Source organism: Halobacillus amylolyticus (assembly GCF_022921115.1).
GTDB lineage: Bacteria > Bacillota > Bacilli > Bacillales > Halobacillaceae > Halobacillus_A > Halobacillus_A amylolyticus.
In genome coordinates, this window is record NZ_CP095075.1 from 2,912,871 (window position 1) to 2,936,122 (window position 23,252).

Here is a 23,252-nt window from a genome sequence, read left to right on the forward strand (position 1 = left end):
TGAACCATTCTTTTTCTTCCGCGCGTCCTCTTTCGAGACGCTTGGATGCCTCCGCCTAAAGGAAAGAATCAAAAACCAATTCATTCCTTTAGGCAGAGGACATTTGGTTCTTTTTGAGCTTTTTATCATGGTTCATTTTATAGCTCTTTTCTTTTTCTAACGGAGTTAAATAGTCCAATGTAGAATGGAGTCGTTTTTGGTTATAAAAATTGATGTAAAACTGAATGGCTAGTTTGGCTTCTGCTTTTGTCTCATAAACATGTTTGTACAGGTATTCTTTTTTCAGAGAGGCAAAGAAACTCTCTGCACATGCATTGTCGTAGGGGTTTCCCTTCCGACTCATACTTATGGTCGCTCCTGCCTCCTTAAGTGTATCTAAATAAGCCTTAGAACAGTACTGAGAGCCACGATCTGAATGGTGAATCCAACCCGACTTAGGGTTACGAATGGCCAAAGCCTTTTCTAAAGCTTTTAAGCACAGGGTGTGATCCATATGATCGTCTAACTGATAACTTATGATCCGTCGGGAAGCAAGATCAATGACAGGATTCAGATATAAAAAGCCTTCTCCTGTGTGAATATAAGTAATATCAGTAGCCCAAACCTGGTCTGGGGCCTCTGGAAGAAAGTCACGGTTTAAATGGTTTGAGTGAATGGTTTCATCGTGATCAGAGTCTGTCGTATTGATGAACTTTTTAGGTGGTGTGGCATAAAGGTCCAGTTCTCTCATTCGATTCGTCACTTTCTTTTGAGAAACCTCCACCTGATCCACTTCTCGAAGCATAAAGTGGATGCGAGGGCTGCCGTAACACCCATAATTATCATGATAATGGAAGAGGATCCGTTCATCGATATAACGGTTCCAAGCCTCTCTTTTCGTTTCTTCTCTGTCCAGGCGATTCAAATAATCATAATAACCAGATTTAGACACACCAAGAACTTGGCACATCCTCGAAATGGTGTGTTCGTGTCGGTGTTCATGAATGAACTCGAACTTCACTACTTTTCCTGATTGAAGATGTGCATGGCCTTTTTTAAAATGTCGACTTCCTCCTGGAGCTCTACGTTACTTTTTTTCTCTTTTTCATACATTTCCTTGTACTCAGAGGCGGTCAACAGTTGATTCTGTGCTTCTTTTTCTTCCTTCTTTTTTTGGTCACGATACTCCGTCTTCCATCTTTTAAGGTTACCGTAGGGAATATCGAGTTTCTGACTAAGGTCCGTCATTTTGTGTCCGTCCAATTCCATTAACTTCACAACATAAAGCTTAAACTCAGGGTCATAATTTCTGTACTTTTGGGTCAATGTGAACACGTCCTTTAATGCTTTGTGATGATTAAAACATGGTTCAATACTTGTGTCCACTTTTTATACTAACTCTAAAAGGAGGGGGAGTTAGCTCCCGCTTTTCGTGAATTTGACCACAACAATAATGTGGTGACTTTACCATCGGGTGATAAAGCCATAATCCTTTTTTTGCAACCTTCATGTAATAGGTGCGAGGATATTATTTCTTACATAAAAAAAGCACCCTCTTTAAGAAATAAGTTGTACGTTATTTCAAAAGAAAAAGTTCTTGAAGAGTCGGGGAATTTGCCGATTAATGTTCATTTAATCACTTCAGAGACTGTTCTAAAAAACTACGGTATCAAAGACTTTCCGTCGGTTATTTCTATTGAGGGTGAGTTAGTAAAAAAAGTCTATTTCCAGACCAACGTAGATGAAGTAATTGAACTTATGAAAGAGGAGCAGTTTAAGGCTGTATAATAATGCTCGTAGAGTGAAAACTGCTATTCAAAGCCAATTTGTGAAGGGGTCTTTATAAAATTGTCTTGTCAAATGTGCAAATAAAACGTGGTTGCCGGGGAGTATAATGGATTCGTTATAATAAAAGAGCTATCTATTTCGCGTTTATCAACAAGAAATAGGTAGCTCTTTATTTTTTAAGGATTCCTCAGTGACTTGAGATCCCTTTTTTGAAGTTATTTAGTTATCGTGCCGTTTTCTTCAAGGTCGACCCAATCATGAGCCCATTTCTCGATGTCATCCATAATTGGTTTTAAAGACAAGCCTTTTTCAGTTAAAGAATATTCAATGCGGACAGGGGTTTCGGGAAACACGTCTCGCTTTACCAATCCACTTTTCTCCATGTCTTTTAATCGGTCTGAAAGTACTTTTCCGCTAATGCCAATAGAGGATTCTATTGTACAGAAGCGTTGTTTACCTTCTAAAAGCTGGTAGATGATTAAACCTGTCCAGCGTTGACTTAGGAGGCCAATTGCTTTTTCAAAACGAGGACATATCGATTTGTTCATGTCTCATCACTCCCATTACCTTCATTATATCATTAGCCTGCATGTTATTAAATGATATTTATTGCCTTAATAATGAAAAATAACCTCATTACTTAAAGTAACAAAGGCACTTGAATTAAGCATTATTTCAAGTGTCTTTGCTTGTCCTTATTCTATAAAAGCTAGCTCAGGGAGCCATTGAGAGAGGTGTTGCTTTTGTTCTTCCATAACTTGCTTATAATTTTTAAGCTGCGTTGGGGTTAGCTTATGCATTGGGATGACCTCATAGTTATGTGCACCAGATGATGTAACATAGGTTAGCAGGAATCGGGGATTCTTAACTTGTACGTTGTTTTGATCTTTTACAATGTTGAATTTTATAATGCCACCAATTCTCTTCATAAATGCATCCTGACCTGAAAAGAAATTTCCCAGGGAATAAACAGCAAGCATTTTATTGCCTTGTTTGCCTTCTACCCATTCGATTGGCTGTAGCACATGTGGATGGTGTCCGATGACTACGTCTACACCCAGATCAGCTGTGAATTGAACAAGCTTCTTCTGCCGCTGATTAGGCATTGGTTCGTATTGTTTGCCGAAATGCAGGCTTAAAATGACAGCATCACTGATCTCCTTAGCCTGTGCGATATCTTGTTTCATTTCTCTCTTATCGATAAGGTTAACAAGATAAGGTTCACTTTCAGGAACAGGTATGCCGTTCGTTCCATAGGTGTAGCTTAAAAAGGCTATGTCGATCTCTTGTTTAGTTTCGTACACCCGAATATCTTTGCTATCCTCTTTACTCTTATAAACGCCTGTGTACATCATCCCGATGGTCTCCCAATGCTCGATTGCACTACGAATGCCTCGGGCTCCCTTATCTAGGCTATGATTATTAGCCAGTGTTACCACATCTACTCCGAGTTCCTTGAGGTTATTACCCATTTCTTTAGGGGTATTAAAGGCAGGGTACCCAGATAAACCGAGATCTTCTCCGCCAATCATCGTTTCCTGGTTAGCCATTGTAATTGTTGTATCTTCTAAGTATGGTTTGACTTGTTTAAGCATTGGCATGAAGTCGTAGCCGTTACTCGTTTTAGCATCATTATACACACGGTCATGTATGAGCATGTCACCAATAGCTGAGATACTTATTTCTGAGGGCCGCTCAGGGATGGCCTTTTGCTCAAGGGAAGACTGGGAGGAGGGCGATAACTTTGCTTCTTCAACAGGGGAAGTTTTCCCTTCACAAGCAGCCGCAAAAATGCTTATAAATAAGAGGAGGAATATAGGGTGAAAACGCATAACATCACGATCCCTTTTAATAATTAGGAATAAAGTCGAACTTTGTCTTTATTATAACAGATGTTTTACGCTTTTTTTAATAGGTTAAAGTGTCAATGAAAAACCTGACCAATTAATGGTCAGGTTATATATTAGACGATTTCTTATATGTCTTGGTGATTAGGCTTGCTTAAATTAGCCGTTTTCTTACAGTTATCCCCACCAACTTGCCAGAAAGGCTTTGATCAATCCGACGACTACAAATCGATAAACGCCTGCTGCAAGTGCTTCATTCCATCCTAAATCTACACTGAATTTTAATTGAATCGTGCCAAACAGTAATGTGATGATCATGCCTGCAGTATTGGCGATCATTGCCATACGTAAGGTGAAGCTCGTTTTTCTAATATAATTCCAGTGAAAAAGGCGGCTGCAATAAAACCAATAATGTACCCGCCGGTTGGTCCTGCTAATATTTGGGGGCAAACGCTAAACCCCGCAAATACCGGAATCCCGATTGCCCCTGTAGCTGCATAGCCTTTGTAGCTGAGGAAAAAGAAAATTATTTGTTAAATGAAAGATGAAGAGGGAATAGGAAGGGCCGCCTTCATAGGCGACCCTTATAATTAAACTTTTACATACATAGGAAGGTCGGTATGCCCTATTTCTCGAAGGTAAACAAAAAGATTGCCTTTATGATTGATTTCGTGATCCATTGCCATGTTTAGCAGTTGACTAGCAGGAATCCTTTTCCCGACTATTTGACTTACATCAATCACTTGTTCAAAGTTATCATCAGATAACGAACTAAGCAATTTAACGGTGGCTTCTGTGTACGTGTTCACCTTTTCGGATAATTCTGTGGAATCAATTTCATCAAAAAGTTTCTCGGGGTCTTGTTTGTTTGCTAGTCTTACGAAAGTGTACGTTGTTTCGATGATATGATTGACTAGCTTCTGTGCTTCCATAGATGTAGGTGTAGGTTTGTACGTATAATGTTCAGGATCAATTTTTGCAGCTAATTCTTTTGTTACCTCGCGGTGTGATAAGAAGTAATCAATGAATTGGGCGCTTTTACTCATATTCGGTCCCCTCCTGTAAAAATAGTTACTCCTTCACAATTAAAGCTAGTATTCTTGTAACCAACCGTCAATCAAAAACGTCTATATTACACGAAGACATTTTATGTAGTAGTTTATGACCATTTTTATGATCAGAACGTTGTTTAAACTGTTACAATTATTTCATTTTGTTAAAAGAGGGTGTTTTCTGGTTCAAAAAGGAGTAAAAATAATGTAAAATGGGTAAGTGTAATTTTAACGGAGGTTTTTCAAATGTTTAAAAAAGAAAAATATTTAAATAAAAATACAATGTTAAAAGTATTAGTCTACGCCCTTGTTATCGGGATGTTTTGGCTCAAAATGACCTACATTCAGTTTAACATCTTTGATCTAGGTGTTGAAAACACGAATGAAGGTTTTATTTTAGCTTTTAACCCGCTGAGCAGTATCTTACTCATCTTTGGTCTAGGTATTTTAGTAGCCGGTCGTAAAGGTATGCTCGTTTCCTATATTCTTGGGTCATTGCTTTTGTACGTAAATATTCTTTTTTACCGCGAATATAGTGATTTCATTACGATTCCCATGCTTGAACAAGTTGTCAACTTAGCTGGAATGGGAAGCAGTATTACCAGCATCCTTGCAGCGACAGATGCCTTTCTGTTTATTGATGTCCTTGTGGCTGCCTTTCTATTATTCTATTTAAAAGCAGAGCGTCTGCGTTTATTTTTGCCAAAACGGAGAGAAGGATTGGTATTAGCTATTGTTGCGATTCCGCTTTTCCTAGTAAACTTGGCATGGGCTGAGACAGAGCGTACGGATCTTCTTCAACGTACTTTTGACCGTAATATGCTTGTGAAATATATTGGTTTAATTAACTACCATGTATATGATGCTGTTTTGCAAGGGAAGACGGAAATGAAGAAGACTTTGGCTGACAGTAACGAACTTGTTCCTGTTATTAACTATTTAAATGAAAAGAATACACCTTTAAATGCCGAATATGCAGGCGTAGCAAAAGGTAAAAATGTGATTGCGATCTCACTAGAAAGTACTCAAACATTTGTTGTTGATAATAAGTTACATGGTGAAGAGATTACACCATACTTTAATGATTTGAAGGAAGAAGGGCTCTACTTTGATAACTTCTACCATCAAGTTAAGCAGGGACGGACATCAGATTCAGAATTTCTTCTAGCTAACTCCATGTACCCTACGAACCGTGGTGCTGTCTTCTTTACCCATTCAAGTAATGAGTATGAGGCAATGCCGGAAGTGTTAGGTGAGAATGGTTACTCAACGAGTGTTATGCACGCTAATGATAAGACTTTCTGGAACAGAAACGTGATGTATGATTCACTAGGGATTGATAAGTTTTATTCAAAGGAAGATTATAATGTGACCGAAGAGAATTCCTATGGGTGGGGATTGTTAGACGAACATTTCTTTGCTCAATCGTTGGATAAAATGAAAAAAATAGAGCAGCCATTCTACACCAGGATGATCACATTAACGAACCATCACCCATTTACATTGCCGGAAGATAAGAAATATATCGAAGAAGGAAACACATCAAGTGGTACGTTAAATCGTTATTTCCAAACCATTCGCTATCAAGATGAAGTGTTGAAGCAGTTTGTAGAAAACTTTAAGAAATCTGAACTCTATGATGATACGATTCTAATGATCTACGGAGACCATTTCGGGATCTCAGAAAATCACCAAAAAGCTATGGGTGAGTATTTAGGTAAAGACATTAATGAATTTGAACAATTTCAACTTCAGCGTGTACCACTATTGTTTTACGGCAAGGGAATAGAACCACAGGTGAACCATACAGTGGGCGGTCAGGTTGATCTTCGTCCTACACTAATGAACATGCTCGGAATTGAAGATAACAACCCAATTCAATTTGGTCATGATTTATTAAATGAAGATCGTCGCCAGTTGATGGTTACTCGCGACGGGGACTTTGCAAGTGAAAAATATGTCGGAATTCAAGGTTCTTGTTATGACAGGCAGACAGGTGAAGAAATCGAAGCAGAGCTTTGTGACCCTGGGTTTAAACAAGCCAAAGAAGAACTAACGATGTCTGATTCAGTGATATACGGAGATCTCCTCCGTTATCTTGATGAAACAAGAGTCGTAGAGCCAATGGATGAACAGAATAAACAAAAGCAGGAAGAATAGTCGAGAAACCCTCATCACATAGGTGGTGAGGGTTTTTTAGATAAAGTACAGTAGTGCTATAAAGAAAGTTGTCAGCGCGTAACAAAATGGAATGACCCCATTTTGTGGATCCCCTTTTCAATGCAAAAATACACTCTGCTGTATCAATTCTTTATAATGTACTAAAATAGAGGGAGCAAACGAGAGGACGTGAACAAACGATGGCAGAAGACATTAAACTTATTGCGTTAGATATGGATGGCACATTGCTAAACCCTGAACATAGGGTATCAAAGAGAAATCGTGAAGCTATTCAACAGGCAAAGGATCAGGGGGTGCACGTTGTATTAAGTACGGGGCGCTCCTTAGCTACCTGTAAAGATATTGCAAAGTCACTTGGTCGTTCATCTTATATTGTGACGATTAATGGTGGTGAAATTTATGATGAAGACTTTAAGCTTGTTGAACAAAATCTTCTTGCCCCTAAGCATGTTGAACGATTATGGGAGATCACAAATGGACATGGTATCCACTTTTGGACATCAACTGTACAAGGTCAATTTAGCAGCCAGGAGCCTTTTGAAAAGGAAATCGTTGATTATGATTGGTTGAAGTTTGGCTATGACGTTGAGGATGATGAGGTGCGTCAAGTTATATTGGATGAACTAAATAACAATGACGCCTTTGAGATCACCAATTCTAGTCCCACAAATATTGAAATTAATCCTGTTGGTGTAAATAAAGCAGCTGCGCTGTTAAAGGTATGTGGTAAGTTAGGCTTGAAGATGAGCCAAGTAATGGCAGTTGGGGATAGCATGAATGATCTTGCCATGATTCGTGAAGCTGGATTTGGAGTAGCGATGGGGAATGCTCAAGAAATCCTTAAAGAAGAGGCGAACTGGGTGACACAAACAAATGAAAATGACGGTGTTGCTCACGCGATAGACCGAGTTTTGTAGTGCTAGGAAGAGGGATTGTAGGCATATTTACGCTTTCCCATCATAAACTAAACTAACCCTATCCCAAAGTCTCCTCCCTGTTATAAGAAATGTAAAGATATCTATGTAGTCCAGCTAGAAAAAGAAAAGCATCCTTGCTCCCTTTAGTACAATAAGAAGCATCGTTACTCACTATGAATAACGATGCCTATTTTTTATTTTCTTAATGGAGCACGCAGGTTTCCCCTTCTACTCAAACTCTTTTTAGATGAAAAATCAATGATTGAAAAATTAGATTCCCTATACAGCAGGAAAAGCAAAGTTTTAGAAGAATAGTAAAGATAGAGAATATTTTTTTGTAAATTTAATTCCGAATATTCTGTTGATTTGAGGGGGATATCTCATGGAAAAACCTTACTTAAAGGAAGAGCATAAGATATTACGTGAATCCTTACGCAAGTTTTTAGCAAAAGAGGCCTACCCCTATTTTGATGAATGGGAAAAACAAGGAAGTATTCCGCGTTCATTTTGGAAGAAACTTGGACAGCTGGGTTACCTTTGCCCATGGCTCGAAGAAAAATATGGTGGGCTTGAGGCTGATTTCGGTTATTCAGTGGTCATTAATGAAGAACTTGAAAAAGTCGGAACAGGTTTGATTGGTATTGGCCTCCATAACGATATTGTAGTCCCTTATTTAGCGGAGTATGGCACAGAGGAACAAAAACAAAGATGGCTGCCGAAGTGTGCGTCAGGTGAAATTATAACAGCGATTGCCATGACTGAACCAGGCACGGGGTCTGACTTGGCAAATATACGTACCACCGCGAAGCTGCAAGAGGACTACTATGTTGTAAACGGTGAAAAAACGTTTATTACAAATGGAATTCACGCGGATCTTACAATCTTGGTTTGTAAAACAGATAAGAAAGCAAGCACACCGCATAAGGGAATCAGTTTGCTGGTTGTTGAGAATGATACGGAGGGATTTTCGCGTGGTAAGAAGTTAAATAAGGTTGGCTTACACAGCCAGGACACCGCTGAACTTATTTTTGACGAGGCAAAGGTACCAAAAGAGAATTTGCTCGGTGACCACAACAAGGGGTTTTATTACCTTATGGAAAAGTTGCAGCAAGAGCGTCTAATTGTTGCCATTGGAGGAATTGCCGCAAGTGAACGGATGCTTGAGCTAACGGTTGACTATGTCAAACAGCGTCAAGCATTTGGGAGATCTATAGCTTCTTTTCAAAATACCCAGTTTACATTAGCCGAGCTGCAAACAGAGGTAGAAATTGGACAAACCTTTCTAGATCGTACCATCGAAGCACATATGAATGGAGAGGATGTCGTAAAAGAAGTATCGATGGCGAAGTGGTGGATTACGGATCTTGTTAAAAAGGTTGCAGCTGCGTGTATGCAATTGCATGGGGGTTACGGTTATATGGAAGAGTATGAGATTGCGAGAAGGTTTAGGGACGCTCCCGTTACGGCTATCTATGCCGGCTCAAATGAAATAATGAAATCAATTATCGCGAAAAAGATGGGTCTTTTATAAATCGAATATATGGAGGAACGTATCATGAATGAAGTTGTGATCGTAGAAGCAGTTAGGACACCAGTCGGCAGGAGGAATGGGTTTCTTAGTGATATAAGGCCTGACGAGTTATTTGCAAAAGTATTGAAAGAATTGGTCTGTCGAGTCAATCTTGATCCGGCAGAAGTGGAGGATGTTATTGCCGGCTGTGTATCACAAGTCGGTGAGCAAGCAGGTGATGTAGCAAGAGTTGCTTCACTTATTTCCGGGTTTCCAAAAGAGGTTCCTGGTGTCACTATTGATCGCCAGTGTGGATCAAGCCAGCAAGCTGTTCACTTTGCATCACAAGCAATTGCAAGTGGAGATATGGATGTCGTCATTGCAGGTGGAGTAGAATCGATGTCTCGTGTTCCAATGTTTTCAAATATGAAAGGATCTGAGTATAGTAAGAAGCTTACGAGCCAATATGAAATCATTAACCAGGGTTTATCTGCAGAACGGATTGCTGAGCACTGGAAATTAAGCAAGCAGGAACTGGATGAGTTTGCAGTGAAAAGCCATGAAAAGGCATTAACAGCAATTGAAGAAGCGCGTTTTGAAAGAGAAATCGTGCCATTAGAAGTAAAAGATAAGAATGGGCTACCGATTACGATGAAGGATGATGAGGGACCCCGTGCTGGGACATCATCTGAAAGTCTTGGGCATTTAAAGCCGGCATTTCAAGGAGATGGAGTGATTACAGCCGGAAATGCCAGTCAAATTAGTGATGGAGCTTCTGCTGTTTTGCTTATGTCGCGTCAAAAAGCTGAATCTCTTGGTTTAAAGCCTCGTTTTCGAGTTGTGGCACGTTCTGTTGTTGGGTCGGATCCGACCTTTATGCTTACAGGTCCAGTACCGGCTACTCAGAAAGTTTTACAAAAGGCCGGACTGAGACTTGAAGAAATAGATTTATTTGAAGTGAATGAAGCTTTTGCCCCTGTACCACTATTTTGGTTGAAAGAGACAGGAGCTGATCCTGATAAACTAAACGTAAACGGTGGTGCTATTGCACTAGGGCATCCGCTTGGGGCGACGGGCACTAAGCTGATGACAACGCTCATGCATGAATTGGAAAGGACCGGAGGACGGTATGGGCTCCAAGCTGTTTGTGAAGGTATGGGGATGGCCAATGCGACAATCATTGAACGATTGGAGGGATGAGAGTGGACGTGAGGAATGTAGTTGCCGTTGTAACAGGTGGAGCGTCTGGACTTGGCGAAGCAACTGTAAGAACCATCGTAGGTAAAGGTGGGCGAGCAATTATAGCTGACCGTGATTTAGAAAAGGGGAGAAGCTTAGCTGAGGAGTTAGGTAGCCAGGCTCTTTTTCATAAAGTTGATGTTACTTCTGAACAACAAGTTTCAAACATGCTAACTGAGGCCATAAGTCATTTTGGAAAAGTGACGGCACTTGTTAACTGTGCGGGTGTTGCGATTGGTGAGAAAGTATTAAATAAAGAAGGCGTACATGGCCTTGCGTCTTTTCAGAATGTGATAGAGGTCAACCTTATAGGCACTTTTAATATGATCCGCCTCGTCTCCGAGCGAATGAAGGAGAATGGGTCTAATGATGATGGTGAACGAGGTGTTATTATCAACACAGCGTCAATTGCAGCCTTTGAGGGACAAGTTGGACAAGCCGCCTACAGCGCTTCAAAGGGTGGGGTGGTTGGGTTAACTCTCCCTATTTCAAGGGAACTTGCACGTCATGGGATTCGAGTGATGACAATTGCGCCAGGATTATTTGACACACCTATGTTCGAAACGCTCCCTGATTCAGCTAAGAAATTATTAGGTGAAACCACACCTTTTCCCATGAGATTAGGACACCCGGGTGAATACGGAAAGCTTGTCCATAGCATCATTGATAATCCCATGTTAAATGGGGAGGTGATTCGCCTCGACGGAGCCATACGTATGCAGCCAAATTAATCGTATCCACCTCAGGTCATCCATTTTTTGGATGACCTGAGGTGGAAAAAGTAGGTAATTTAGCGGATCTGTGAAAGGGAGTCATTAGTTTTAGTTTTCAAACGATATTAAAGGGGTGGAGAAGGATGGGGCCAACACTTAAAAGTATGTTTGAACAAACTGTAGCAAAATTTCCGAATAAAGAGGGGATAGTGGATGTAAGGTTAGGAACAAGGTGGACGTATCAGGAATGGGATGAGGAGGTGAACAGGCTGGCCAATGCGCTGACAGATTCCGGTGTGCACAAAGGAGATAAGGTTTCTACCGTACTTTTTAATACGGCAGAATTTGCGACAACGTTATTTGCCTGTATGAAAATCGGCGCCGTTTTTAATCCAATCAACTTTCGCCTTACCTCAAATGAAATTAGTTTTATCATTAAAGATGCTGATCCGAAAATAGTTTTGTTTGAAAAGGCAACCGCACCACAGCTAAAAGCGATCGCAAACGAAAGAACACATATTGGCTTTTGGACCATTGATGAACAGCGGGACGTTGCGTTAGCCCGAAACTATTATGATGTCATCGAGGGGGTAGATCGAACTCGCCCAGATTATGTAGTAGAAGAAGAAGATTACTATGCTATTATGTACACCTCTGGTACTACGGGTGCTCCTAAGGGTGTTCTTCACACCCATAGAGACATGGTCGATCAAGCCTTAATCCTTACCGCGACATTAAGACTTACAAATCAAGATCGCGGGTTAACAGTTGCTCCAATGTTTCATTGTGCTGAACTCCATTGTACATTTCTCCCAAGAGTCATGATGGGGGCCTCAACCGTTATCCTACACCACTTTGATGCCAAAGAAATGATTCAAACCATCCGTGAAGAACAGATTTCCACCCTGTTTGCGGCCCCTACGATGTGGAATATGATCTTGCAAGAGAAATTTAGCAAACGTGATTTCGAAACATTTAGGCAAGGTCTTTATGGAGGCGCCCCAATGGCTCCAGCATTAACCACACGTTTACATGAAACCCTAGGTGTCCAGCTTATCCAAGCGTATGGTATGACTGAAATGGGCCCTGCGATCACTGTACTCCTTGAGGACGAACAATTAATGAAAGCTGGATCTGCTGGACGAGCATTGATAAACCATGAGGTACGGGTTGTCCGCACACTGGAGGACGGACCTGCTGAACCTGATGACATTTGCAAACCAGACGAACTCGGGGAAATTATCGTCCGAGGTCCAAGTATGATGCCAGGATATTACAATCGGCGTGAGGATTCTGAGGAAGTACTGTACAAAGGATGGTACCACTCAGGCGATATTGGGTCTTTCGATGAAGACGGCTACCTTTGGGTGAGCGATCGTGTAAAAGATATGATCATTTCCGGGGGTGAAAACATCTATTCACGCGAAGTAGAAGATGCCCTGTTTGAACATCCTTCAATACTTGATGCTGCAGTTGTCGGTGAACCTGACGAAATGTGGGGCGAGAGAGTGGTGGCATATGTTGTGAAAAAAGGTGATTTGGAACAGGATGAACTCGAAGAATTTTGCATATCAGGCAATCGTCTAGCACGGTATAAACGCCCGCGCCGTTATGTGTTTGTAGATGAATTGCCCCGAAATGCAAGCGGAAAACTGCAGAAGTTTAAGCTAAGGGAACAAGCGGAAAGCGTCACAGAATAGAAAAAGTAGTGCCTCGAGGTCACATCTCGAGGCACTATTATTACCTATAGACGTGCCATAGTAGAAACCCCGCCTTCATCGTAAGTTTCCACCTTATAGTTCAGTACTTCGCTTACCCTCCCAATTGCTTCATTACATCAATTGGTTGTATGCTCCGCACTCGGTCATATTGTTGAAAAGGGCAGCCAAATTCCTGGACTCGCTTTACAACATTTTTAATAGTGAAGTTTTCGGGGTTTAAATGCTCGGTAACTTCATTCCAAAAGACAGGGGCAGCTACCGTTCCTTTCGAATTGGCCCGCGCCGAGTAAGGTGAAACAATAGTTTTGCCCTCAGCATGCTGAATATAATCAAGATAAAGCCGTTGCCCTCGCTTCTTCTTTAATCGTTCAATTGTAAACAGGTCTGGGCTTTCCTTTATAAGCAGGTCGACTAAACTCTTCGTAAACCCTCTTGTTTCATCATATGTCATGCTTCCTTCTTGAATTGGAATATGGATCTGCATGCCTTTGTTGCCAGAGGTTTTAACAAAGCAATGCACCTCAAGCTTGTCAAGTAAATGTTTCAATAGTTGTGCAGCTGTAACAGCAAGATAAAACTCTTCACGATCAGGCGGATCAAGGTCAAAGACAATCTCATCTGGATTATTTGCACCGGCCTTTTGGAAGGGTATATGAAATTCAAGTGCTCCTTGATTGCTTAGCCAAACCAGGCTTGAGAGACCATTACTTATCATGAAGGTTTCGTCTTCTTCCTCCCAGCTTTCTACATAGTCAGGTGCATGGTCAGAGCGGTGTTTTTGAAAAAAGGATTTATCCCCGACTCCATGAGGATAGCGGATTAATGTCAGCTTTTTCCCTTTTATAAACGGAATCATATAGGGTGCAACAGCCCTGATATACATAAGGTAATCACGCTTGCTAAACTGCATGTCAGGCCATAAGATTTTATCCGGGTGAGTAATCTCTACGTTGCTAGGAAACAAAAGCAGATCCCAGTCCCGATTAGCAACTGTACAATCACCAGGCTCTAAATCAAAGCGGAACCGATCAAATAGCGGCTCACGCATTTCACCATCTTTCGCCATTAGACAATGGATCGCTGCACAAACACTGGGAGCAAGGTTCCAGTTCGTCCCCTTTTCTTTGAAAAAGTTCTGTAGCGTCTTCGCTTGGTCTGGTTTTAATCCATGCTTAAAGATGCCTAATGGGACCCGTTTACCCTCATGCCAGATTTCCACCTTGTAATATTCGTTTTGGGGGTCAAATGAGGTTAAAAAACCTGATACTGTGCGCCATTGTTTATGCTTTAGCCATTGTCTCGTACGTCCAATTTGGTATGGGCTCTTCTTTTGTTTCGCAACAATTCCTTCACCTAAATGGAGATGAAGAAGTTGGCGAATCACGGCTGCATCATCAAAGGTCTCTACAAATTGAATTCTTAGGAAATCAATGGTGTCGATGATTTTTTTTAGCTGTTGTTTTCGTTTGGTGTACGCAGAAGAAGTTAAAATTCCACCATGTTCTAGAAGGTCGAAAGCCATGAATGTAGCTGGCCGCTGTTCGGCACGGTGTTGAATGGTTGTTTTGTTACTCATGCGGCCTCTTTTCTGTAAAAGAGGGAAGTTTGCTTGATAGGGGGTATTAAGAATAACGATCTCCCCATCAAGAACAAGTGGAAATTGATCTGGTGAAGCGGCTTCTTGTTCCGCTTCAATGAGCTCTGGAAATCGATCAGATAAATCCTGTCCGTTTCTACTTATAAGCTTGATCCCTTTTTCGGTCCATTTAAGAAAAGCCCGATAACCGTCATATTTCACTTCATATATCCATTCGTCACCCTCCGGTAAATCCTCAGACAATGTTGGAAGCATTGGTTTATCCATATCTCTCACCTTCTTTTCTACCCATTATTTTAAGCAAGTGATTAGTTTTTAGTCATATTTTCAACACCGAAGTAAAAGCTAATAGCAAAAGAGCAAGCGTCTAGGCGCTAAGCTAGAAAAGAGGCGAACGAAATGCATACAATGTGGAAGGGAACGATAAGTTTCGGGCTTGTAAATATTCCGATTAAATTGCATGCTGCAACGGAAAACAAAGACATTAAATTACGCCAGTTACATGAAAAATGTAAGTCCCCCATTGAATACAAGAAAAGGTGTCCTGTTTGTGAAGAAGAAGTCAACAATGAGGAGATAGTAAAGGCCTATGAATATGCTAAGAATAAATTTGTTGTGCTCGACCCAGAGGACTTAGAAAATTTAAAGAAGGAACAAGAGGACAAATCGGTTGAGATCCTTGATTTTGTTAAGCTCGAAGAAATCGATCCGATCTATTTTGAGAAGAGCTATTTTATGTCTCCAAACAGTGGAGGGACAAAAGCCTATAGTCTCCTCAGAAAAGCCCTCAAGGACACAGGAAAAATAGGTATTGCCAAAATCATCATCCGTTCCAAGGAGCAGTTGGCAATCGTAAGATTATATCAAGATACATTGATCATGGAGACGATTCATTATCCAGATGAGGTAAGGAATGTTGCGGATGTGCCGAACGTTCCTGAGCAAACCGAACTAAGTAAAAAAGAAGTAGACACAGCCGTAGCCTTAATTGATCAGCTGACAGCTGAATTTGAGCCGGAAAAATATAATGATGAATATCGAACAGCCCTAATGGAGCTTATTGAGGCGAAACGAAATAATGAGGAAGTAACGACAGCTAAGGATAAAAAGCGTCCTGATAATGTAACAGATCTTATGGCAGCATTAGAGAAGTCACTAGATGAGTCAAAAAATAAAAAGAAGGTTGCGCCTAAAAAGGCAGAACCTAAAAAGAAGACGACGAAGAAATCAACCTCCAAGAAAAAGACCTCGTAAACCTGTAATAGCCAGTTTTGTCGAACGTTTAGCTGTATTTTAACATCGTAATGTAGTATAATTATTTATAGAATCACAAAAGTCAGAGGGTGTTTGAATGGGCGTTCGTTCCGAAGAAAAAGCAGAACATTTGATGCACTCCGCTAAAGCTTCCATGGCTATTGAAGGCTTAAGCTTAAATCAAGCGCAGGAAAACTTAGTGAAGAAATGTTTAACTGGTAGAATCTCACACAACGAATTTCTAAAGCGGGCTCTGGAATTATCTCGCCATGCCTAACTCAAGGTATGGGAGTGGATCCTCCCGTTATTGTTATGTAGGGACATCTATCTTAATTAATCATTATGATATTATGGATGACCGCCAGCTCGAAAGTATGGAAATGATGTTAGCAACAAAACGTTTGTCCGAATTGCAAGAATCCCCTATACTGGGGGAATTTGATTTGCGGCATCTGCAAAAAATACATGAATATATTTTTAAAGATTTGTATCCATTTGCCGGGGAGTTAAGAACGGAGAACATTACTAAAGACGGCTTCTCCTTTGCTCAAGCCTCATTTATCCCGGAAGCGTCTGACGTTATTTTTACCGACTTGATGGCAGTTGACTGGGAACAGCCTGAAGGCAATCAGTTAGCTGAGCATCTTACTTATTTCATGGCTGAATTGAATGTGCTTCATCCTTTTCGCGAGGGTAATGGACGAAGCTTGCGAGAGTTTATTCGCTGTTTGGCTTTGGAAGCAGGATACAATTTGGACTGGGCAGTGATGCCGCGTGACCAAGTACTTCGTGCCAGCATTGAATCAGTTAATGATTTGCACCATTTACAAAAAGTTATAAACCATTCTTTAATTAAAAAATAACAGAGATCATCCATCATCATGGTATGATCTTTATTTTTATGGTACATTATCTGAAAAATCTGAACCATGTTTACATACATATAAATAAGAGGAGGGCTTCACCTTGAGCGAAAAGCTATCCCTGAGGAGTATCTGGAAGGCAAAGCAGCGCATCATTGGAATCGCTGCTCAAACACGATTGATTTACTCGGAAGCATTGTCAAAGAACACAGGAGATCACGTGTATCTGAAACTTGAAAATGAGCAGCCTACGGGGGCTTTTAAGCTAAGAGGAGCAGCTAACAAGATCCTTTCCCTCTCTTTAAAAGAGCAGCAAAAAGGAGTAGCCACATTTTCGACAGGAAATCATGGAATTGCTGTCGCCTATGTAGCAAAACAGCTTGGTATTCATTCAATCGTATGCATTTCATCCCGTGTGCCTAATGGTAAGGTGAATCGGCTAAAGCAGCTCGGAGCAGAAGTAATTGTCGTTGGAGACAATCAGGATGATGCCGAGGACTATTGCTATCAACTGGAAAGGGAAAAGGGTGTTTCTGTGATTAAGCCATTCGATGACCTTGATATCATTGCAGGCCAGGGAACGATTGGGCTTGAAGTTATGGATCAATGTCCTGATATAGACGAAGTGATCGTTCCGCTCTCAGGAGGGGGCTTGCTCTCTGGGGTTGCCTATACGTTGAAAGCTATTGAGCCTTCTATTCGTGTCACTGGCGTTACAATGGAGAACGCTGCCGTAATGCATGAAAGTCTTAAACAAGGATATCCAGTAAAAATGGCTGAGTCGCCTACAATAGCAGACAGTTTATTAGGTGGGATTGGACCGAATAACGAGCACACCTTTTCATTAACACAGCAGTATATGGATGAAAGTCTTCTTCTCTCTGAAAAGGCAATATCAGAAGGGGTATTGTTTATGATTGAGCATCATAAAATGGTGATAGAAGGTGCAGCAGGTGCAGGGGTTGGGCAGCTGCTTCTAAAAAAGAAGGGGAAAGAGCGTACAATTGTGGTGATTGTCAGTGGTAATAATGTAGACCATGAAACGGTGCGTGAGTTGCTTGAAACTAGATAAGCTTGCGGGGTGTGATGGATGGGAATAACTGTGAAGGATGTCTTGCAATTACCTGTAATGAAGTCGGCAAAAGTCCATGTTGGGCAAGAGAGTGTAGAAACCAATTATGTAGAATGGATTTCAGTCATTGAAACACCTGTAGAGAATTTTGTTCGAAAAAACGAGTTTGTGCTCAGTACAGGGGTTGGTTGCGGGGATGACCCTAATTGTTTAGAAACTTATGTCAAGGATGTTATGCAATCAGGGGCATCTGCCCTTGCTTTTGCTACAGGACGGCACATTTTCAAAATTCCTGATCGCATCCAGCAGCTTGCCTTCGACGAGAACTTTATCATCATCGAAATTCCATGGGACGTCCGCTTCGGAGATATTTTGCAGGATGTATTAATTGAAATTAGCAAAGAGAAAGAAGTCGAACAAAGGCATGCCGAAGGAATCAGACAAGAGTTAATAAATTGTGTACTAAATGGAAAAGGCTTGCAAGAAATCATGACCATTCTTTATCAACATTCAAGGATTCCTGTCGCGATCAGTGACCACAATAAAATTGTGCGTGCTAATTATGACTTTGACCAGAAAATGATCGATGTCTTGAACGGCGTGACTGAAGGGGATTACGAACTGATTCCGGCAGAGGATACTCCATTTCGTGATCACCCTCTCTATCATTACATTGAAGAATATAAGATTGGTGTGCAATACTGCTATCAACTTACTATTCTGTCTAATCATAAAAAGCAAGGCTACCTTCTATTTCAACCAAAAGGTGATGAAGAACTAACATGGCCTGTCCTAAACATTCTAGAGCATGCGCTAACCGCTTGTGCTCTATATTTTGTAAAAGAAGATGCCATTGAAATGACAGAAATCCGGCTTAGAGATCATTTCCTATTAGACCTAGCCAAGAATGATATCAACTTAGATAAACAAATGCTGTCAAAAGCCCAATTGTTAGGCTATGACTTAACCCTTCCATACATTTGCCTTGTCGGTTCCATCCGCTTCAAGAAAAAGGTAGATAACCTTATCGGGTCAACAGATCACAAAGTACAGTCCTCATCAATGCACAGCCGCAATTATTATATTCAAAAAGAGGTCACCCACGCCGGTGAGGTTCTGAAACGGCGAACGATGGCAACATTTGAGGACGGAGAAGTGATCGTCTACTTGGAAGCAGATAGCCATCCGTATGTCGAGACAAGTAATCAATTTCTCGATCTCATTGAACGGAGATTAAACGAATTACTTGCTGGAATAAATATTTCCTGGGGAATATCTTTTCATAAAAGAGGAATTCTTTCTTTCCACCAAAGCTACGATGAAGCTGTAACTGCTTTAAATATTGGAAAACAACAGCACGAGGAAGGAAACCGCACCTTTTTTAGTGATACCCGAATGAACAGGCTTCTTATGGCTCTTTCCCATGAAAAAGAAATTGAGAGCATTGTGAAAGATACACTGCAGCCTTTAATTGAATATGATCAGAAGCGGCAGACCGATCTCATTCAGACGTTTATTGTTTATAACAAATATAACAGTAATGTGAGTCAAACAGCGAGGGCCTTGACTTTGCATCGTCAGTCCTTACTTCATAGATTACGTAACATTGAGCAATTAACGGGATTATCACTGTTAAATGCCGACGACTTGTTTTTGCTTGAGCTTAGTGTTAGGTTATGGATGTTGAAAAAAGTGGAAGAGTGAACAGTGACAAACGAAAAATGCTTTGTTATGATGAAATCAACCAAGTGAATAGTTAGTAAAACTACTAGGGGGGCCCGAGTGTGGGCTGAGAGGAAAGCAAGTAAGCTTTCCGACTCTTATGAACCTGATCTGGTTAACACCAGCGGAGGGAAGTAGTCAGACGAAATGTCTTATGACTTTATCCATTCGAAGCCAGGTCCACTCTAGGATCTGGCTTTTTTAGTGTTCAATCGCTTCCCTCAATGTGTGTGAAGGTTTCTTGATCTACATTTAAAGAAAGGAGGAAACGACGTGAATCGTACTCGACTATTAACGACGATGGCGATATTTGTGGCAATTGGAACGCTTGGGTCCCAGTTGCTTTGGTTTCCGGCCGGTATTGCTAAAGCTTACCCTGTTCAGCATGCCGTCAATGTGATGGCAGCCATCACGCTTGGGCCGATCCCAGCGGTCGGAATCGCTTTTACGATCGGCTTGCTACGAAATCTGCTAGGACTCGGTACATTGCTTGCGTTTCCAGGAGGCATGATTGGAGCCCTGCTCGCGGGTTACTTTTACAAATGGTCTAAAAAACCCTGGATGGCAGCGTCAGGCGAAATGATTGGTTCTGGCATGATTGGTGCGCTGTTCTCTGTCCCCTATGCAAATGTTCTAATGGGCAGTTCGGCGGGAGCCTTAGCCTTTTTACCATCATTTCTTATAAGCAGTACAACCGGTGCTTTACTTGGCTTGTTTGTCGTATCTAGATTGCGTCAATCGAACGCTATCCCACAACCAAATCTATGACTTTCGGAAACTACTAGGGGCGCGAGTGCGCTGAGATAAGGATTCTTCCTTAGTCCCTTGGAACCTGATCTGGGTAATACCAGCGAAAGGGAAGTAGCCTCACAAAACCTCTTAGTAGCTTCTTTTTTAAAATTAAGGAGGCAAAATTTATGACATTTACCGAAATAGTTAGAAAAGAAAATAATGAGTTATTTGAAGCAATTTTTAACCACCCCTTTGTTGAGGGAATCGGGAAAGGTGAGGTTCCAGAACAAGCCTTAGCCCACTACATTAAAGCCGATTATGAATACTTAAACGCTTTTATGCACGTGTATGGTGTCGCGATTTCGAAGTCAACCGAACGCCGCGACATGGGTTATTTTAGTGAACAAGTCGGTTTTGTATTAAATAGCGAAACACACCCACACCACAACTTTTGCGATGTGATTGGGGCAGGTTATGACGAACTACAAGGCTATCCATTGCCGCCGACAGCTGATCACTACGTCAAACACATGATGTATCATGCGCAAATGGGCGGCCTCGGCGAAATTCTGGCCGCTTTGCTTCCATGTCCATGGACGTACGTTGAAATTGGCAACCACTTGATGAAAAAGTATCAGCCGACACCGAATCACACGTTCTATCCTTGGATAGAGTTCTACGCGAATGAGGATTTTGATACGCTATCAATGGCCATGTGTGAACGTCTTGATGAGCTCGCCGAAGAAGCGTCAGAGGTTGAGCTGCGTCGTATGAAAGATGCCTTTCGAAAGAGTTGCCAACTTGAATTGAATTTCTGGGAAATGGCGTACACTTGTGAAGAATGGCCGACAGGGGAGGCGGTGAGTTCGAAATGAAGCAAGCAGCCTGTGCGTTAACAATTGCTGGCACCGACCCGAGTGGTGGTGCCGGTATTCAAGCTGACTTAAAGACGTTTCAAGAATTACAAAGCTACGGGATGAGTGTAATCACTTCCATCGTTGCTCAAAATACTACGGGGGTGAAGAGTGTTCATCATCTTCCCATTGAGATGCTGAAAGATCAGCTTGAGGCGATTTCTTCTGACATGCCTGTCCATGCTTTCAAAACAGGGATGATCTCAAACGTCAGTATGATGAAGGCGGTTGCCGAGTGGGTTCCGCAGGTGTCAGCACCTTACGTGATGGACCCTGTCATGGTTGCCCAAAGCGGTGATCCTCTGATTGAAGAGGAGTCCCGCGTATGGCTCCGTGAGAATTTACTGCCGCTAACTTCGCTTGTGACACCGAATATCCCTGAGGCAGAGGATATTTTAGGGGAATCGATGGAGAGCAGTGAGGATATGAAAGAAGCAGCACAGCAAATGGTTACGAGATTTGGTGCTGGTGCTGCCTTAGTAAAAGGTGGTCATATGAAGGGAGAAGCGGTCGACTTTTTATATGACGGATCTGAGATTCATACCTTTACAAGTGAACGAATTGATACAAAAAATACCCATGGAACTGGATGTACGTATTCAGCAGCGATAACGGCCTACTTAAGTCAAGGGTTGCCTTTGGTAGAAGCAGTCAAGCAAGCAAAGTATTTTGTAACCGAAGCCATTCGCCACTCATTCAATCTCGGCAATGGAAGTGGTCCGACTAATCACTTTGCAACACGTGAGGAGGTTTTTAACAAATGGTTTTAGATATTATTTCCGAAGTGAGAGAGAAACAGCCGCTAATTCACAACTTAACGAACCAAGTTGTCATGAACTTTAGTGCCAATGGATTGTTGGCCTTTGGTGGCTCACCGATTATGGCGATGGCTAAGGAAGATGCAGCAGAGATAGCGAAATTGTCAGATGGTGTGTTGATAAATATCGGTACGTTAGCAGAGGCGCAGGTTCAATCAATGATTATAGCTGGGAAGGCAGCAAACGAGAAGGGGATTCCTGTCGTGATAGACCCTGTTGGTGTGGCGGCAACAACACTTCGTACGAAAGCTTTTCAGCGGATCGCTGCAGAAGTGCAGCCTACAGCCATTAAAGGAAATGCAGGCGAGCTAGCCCATCTTGTAGGGATGTCTTTGGAAACAAAAGGCGTCGATTCCGTCGATACAGACAATGCCGATGAGATCACTCGGAAAGTTGCTAATAAATTTGACACGCTAGCTATTGTGACGGGTAAAGTGGATGTGATTTCAGACGGGGAAGAGATGATCAGCAATCAAACAGGTCATGCCTGGCTGTCGCAAGTGACTGGGGCTGGTTGCTTACTCGGATCGATCTTGACAGCCTGCTTGTCAACGACAGGTACACCTCTGAAACAAGCTTATACAGCCGTTAAGTTTTATGGGCTAGCCGCAGAGCAGGCTGCCTCTCAACCTGAGGTAAATGGTCCAGGTACGTTTGCCGCTCATTTTATCGATGCGCTAGCTATGGATCTATCACAATTAGAGGGATCTTCTTCATGAATCTACAGGAGAGACTAAGGAAATACCTCATTATGGGCAGTCAAAATTGCCAGCGTGATTCTGTTGCGATTCTAGAAGAGGCGATTGCAGGTGGAATCACGGCCTTTCAATTTCGTGAAAAAGGGCCGAATGCGCTTGAGGGAGAGGAAAAGCTCGAACTTGGTTTGAAGTTACGCCAGCTTTGCCGGAAGCATCATGTGTTGTTTATTGTAAATGATGATAGCGTTTTGGTGGAACCATTAGAAGCGGATGGTATTCATGTCGGGCAAGACGATATGGACGTTGAGGATTTACGTTCGACTTTTCCTAATAAGATTATAGGATTATCGGTTTCTAGTGAAGCTGAGGTTAGGAATAGTGCAATAGATGTAGTAGATTATTTGGGAGCGGGTCCAGTATTCGGGACATCGACGAAGGTGGATGCCAAGGCGCCTGTTGGCGTGGAGTGGATTACGAGTGTGAAAGCGATGTTTCCCGATATGCCACTCGTTGGAATTGGCGGGATTACGGCCCAGAATTCTCGCTCTGTGTTGGTAGCGGGTGCTGATGGGGTATCTGTCATATCGGCGGTGACGCATGCTGATGATGTCCGCAGTGTAGTGGAGCAACTCTAG

The 23,252-nt window shown here is 41.8% G+C and carries 23 protein-coding genes, 1 pseudogene and 2 riboswitches; of the genes and pseudogenes, 17 read left to right on the forward strand and 7 right to left on the reverse strand.

Annotation, left to right across the window (positions count from 1 at the left end):
• Positions 1-88: 88 nt before the first annotated feature.
• Positions 89-1,000: an IS3 family transposase gene (locus MUO15_RS15000; RefSeq protein WP_245030359.1), complete on the reverse strand. Its 912-nt coding sequence runs from the start codon at positions 998-1,000 to the stop codon at positions 89-91.
• On the reverse strand, positions 1,000-1,305 hold the full coding sequence (locus tag MUO15_RS15005) for a transposase (protein WP_245029473.1): 306 nt from the start codon (positions 1,303-1,305) through the stop codon (positions 1,000-1,002). Before MUO15_RS15005 ends, MUO15_RS15000 begins: the two co-directional genes overlap by 1 nt.
• A 288-nt stretch (positions 1,306-1,593) precedes the next feature.
• On the opposite strand from MUO15_RS15005, the gene MUO15_RS15010 reads away from it, so the two are divergent.
• Positions 1,594-1,767: a hypothetical protein gene (locus MUO15_RS15010; RefSeq protein ID WP_245030361.1), complete on the forward strand. Its 174-nt coding sequence runs from the start codon at positions 1,594-1,596 to the stop codon at positions 1,765-1,767.
• 215 nt (positions 1,768-1,982) lie between these two features.
• Here MUO15_RS15010 and MUO15_RS15015 read toward each other — a convergent pair whose 3' ends face one another.
• The 4 genes and pseudogenes from MUO15_RS15015 to MUO15_RS15030 all read right to left on the reverse strand — a co-directional run bounded on the left by MUO15_RS15015 (position 1,983) and on the right by MUO15_RS15030 (position 4,660).
• A complete protein-coding gene (locus tag MUO15_RS15015) occupies positions 1,983-2,315 on the reverse strand; it encodes a winged helix-turn-helix transcriptional regulator (RefSeq protein ID WP_245030363.1) in 333 nt (110 codons plus the stop codon).
• Between the two features lie 147 nt (positions 2,316-2,462).
• Complete coding sequence (locus MUO15_RS15020) at positions 2,463-3,599, reverse strand: CapA family protein (protein WP_245030365.1); 1,137 nt, start codon at positions 3,597-3,599, stop codon at positions 2,463-2,465.
• Between the two features lie 192 nt (positions 3,600-3,791).
• Positions 3,792-4,144 (reverse strand): annotated as a pseudogene (locus MUO15_RS22200) (biotin transporter BioY).
• Positions 4,145-4,204: 60 nt separating this feature from the next.
• Positions 4,205-4,660, reverse strand: a complete 456-nt coding sequence (locus MUO15_RS15030; RefSeq protein WP_245030367.1) for a DinB family protein — start codon at positions 4,658-4,660, stop codon at positions 4,205-4,207.
• Positions 4,661-4,912: 252 nt separating this feature from the next.
• Between MUO15_RS15030 and MUO15_RS15035 the strand changes: the two genes are divergently transcribed.
• From MUO15_RS15035 to MUO15_RS15060, 6 genes are all read left to right on the forward strand, one after another.
• Entirely contained in the window at positions 4,913-6,826 is a 1,914-nt protein-coding gene (locus tag MUO15_RS15035; protein WP_245030369.1) for an LTA synthase family protein, read from the forward strand.
• 200 nt (positions 6,827-7,026) lie between these two features.
• A complete protein-coding gene (locus MUO15_RS15040) occupies positions 7,027-7,764 on the forward strand; it encodes a Cof-type HAD-IIB family hydrolase (protein WP_245030371.1) in 738 nt (245 codons plus the stop codon).
• A gap of 382 nt (positions 7,765-8,146) precedes the next feature.
• The gene (locus tag MUO15_RS15045) at positions 8,147-9,295 is read left to right on the forward strand and encodes an acyl-CoA dehydrogenase family protein (RefSeq protein ID WP_245030373.1); all 1,149 of its coding nucleotides are present in this window, start codon (positions 8,147-8,149) and stop codon (positions 9,293-9,295) included.
• A gap of 24 nt (positions 9,296-9,319) precedes the next feature.
• A complete protein-coding gene (locus MUO15_RS15050) occupies positions 9,320-10,474 on the forward strand; it encodes a thiolase family protein (protein ID WP_245030375.1) in 1,155 nt (384 codons plus the stop codon).
• 2 nt (positions 10,475-10,476) lie between these two features.
• Positions 10,477-11,244 (forward strand): 3-hydroxyacyl-CoA dehydrogenase, encoded by a 768-nt coding sequence (locus tag MUO15_RS15055; RefSeq protein ID WP_245030377.1) that lies wholly within the window; start codon positions 10,477-10,479, stop codon positions 11,242-11,244.
• 125 nt (positions 11,245-11,369) lie between these two features.
• Positions 11,370-12,926 (forward strand): long-chain-fatty-acid--CoA ligase, encoded by a 1,557-nt coding sequence (locus MUO15_RS15060; RefSeq protein ID WP_245030380.1) that lies wholly within the window; start codon positions 11,370-11,372, stop codon positions 12,924-12,926.
• A 112-nt stretch (positions 12,927-13,038) separates the two neighbouring features.
• On the opposite strand, the gene ligD is transcribed toward MUO15_RS15060, so the two are convergent.
• On the reverse strand, positions 13,039-14,811 hold the full coding sequence (gene ligD, locus MUO15_RS15065; protein ID WP_245030382.1) for a DNA ligase D: 1,773 nt from the start codon (positions 14,809-14,811) through the stop codon (positions 13,039-13,041).
• A gap of 132 nt (positions 14,812-14,943) precedes the next feature.
• On the opposite strand from ligD, the gene ku reads away from it, so the two are divergent.
• The 10 genes from ku (at position 14,944) to thiE (ending at position 23,252) form a co-directional block, all read left to right on the forward strand.
• Positions 14,944-15,798: a non-homologous end joining protein Ku gene (ku, locus tag MUO15_RS15070; RefSeq protein ID WP_245030384.1), complete on the forward strand. Its 855-nt coding sequence runs from the start codon at positions 14,944-14,946 to the stop codon at positions 15,796-15,798.
• Positions 15,799-15,895: 97 nt separating this feature from the next.
• On the forward strand, positions 15,896-16,075 hold the full coding sequence (locus MUO15_RS15075) for a hypothetical protein (RefSeq protein WP_245030386.1): 180 nt from the start codon (positions 15,896-15,898) through the stop codon (positions 16,073-16,075).
• A complete protein-coding gene (locus MUO15_RS15080) occupies positions 16,068-16,661 on the forward strand; it encodes a Fic/DOC family protein (RefSeq protein ID WP_245030388.1) in 594 nt (197 codons plus the stop codon). Before MUO15_RS15075 ends, MUO15_RS15080 begins: the two co-directional genes overlap by 8 nt.
• A 103-nt stretch (positions 16,662-16,764) precedes the next feature.
• Positions 16,765-17,733, forward strand: coding sequence for a pyridoxal-phosphate dependent enzyme (locus tag MUO15_RS15085; protein WP_245030390.1), 969 nt, complete (start codon positions 16,765-16,767; stop codon positions 17,731-17,733).
• An 18-nt stretch (positions 17,734-17,751) separates the two neighbouring features.
• Complete coding sequence (locus tag MUO15_RS15090) at positions 17,752-19,437, forward strand: PucR family transcriptional regulator (RefSeq protein ID WP_245030392.1); 1,686 nt, start codon at positions 17,752-17,754, stop codon at positions 19,435-19,437.
• Between the two features lie 56 nt (positions 19,438-19,493).
• Positions 19,494-19,605, forward strand: a riboswitch (TPP riboswitch).
• Positions 19,606-19,728: 123 nt separating this feature from the next.
• Entirely contained in the window at positions 19,729-20,223 is a 495-nt protein-coding gene (thiW, locus tag MUO15_RS15095; protein ID WP_245030394.1) for an energy coupling factor transporter S component ThiW, read from the forward strand.
• A 5-nt stretch (positions 20,224-20,228) separates the two neighbouring features.
• Positions 20,229-20,332: riboswitch (TPP riboswitch) on the forward strand.
• A 40-nt stretch (positions 20,333-20,372) separates the two neighbouring features.
• Positions 20,373-21,062 (forward strand): thiaminase II, encoded by a 690-nt coding sequence (gene tenA / locus MUO15_RS15100; RefSeq protein ID WP_245030396.1) that lies wholly within the window; start codon positions 20,373-20,375, stop codon positions 21,060-21,062.
• Positions 21,059-21,871: a bifunctional hydroxymethylpyrimidine kinase/phosphomethylpyrimidine kinase gene (gene thiD, locus MUO15_RS15105; RefSeq protein ID WP_245030398.1), complete on the forward strand. Its 813-nt coding sequence runs from the start codon at positions 21,059-21,061 to the stop codon at positions 21,869-21,871. The genes tenA and thiD overlap by 4 nt, the downstream gene beginning before the upstream one ends.
• Positions 21,862-22,638: a hydroxyethylthiazole kinase gene (gene thiM / locus MUO15_RS15110; RefSeq protein ID WP_245030400.1), complete on the forward strand. Its 777-nt coding sequence runs from the start codon at positions 21,862-21,864 to the stop codon at positions 22,636-22,638. The genes thiD and thiM overlap by 10 nt, the downstream gene beginning before the upstream one ends.
• Positions 22,635-23,252 (forward strand): thiamine phosphate synthase, encoded by a 618-nt coding sequence (gene thiE, locus MUO15_RS15115; RefSeq protein ID WP_245030402.1) that lies wholly within the window; start codon positions 22,635-22,637, stop codon positions 23,250-23,252. The genes thiM and thiE overlap by 4 nt, the downstream gene beginning before the upstream one ends.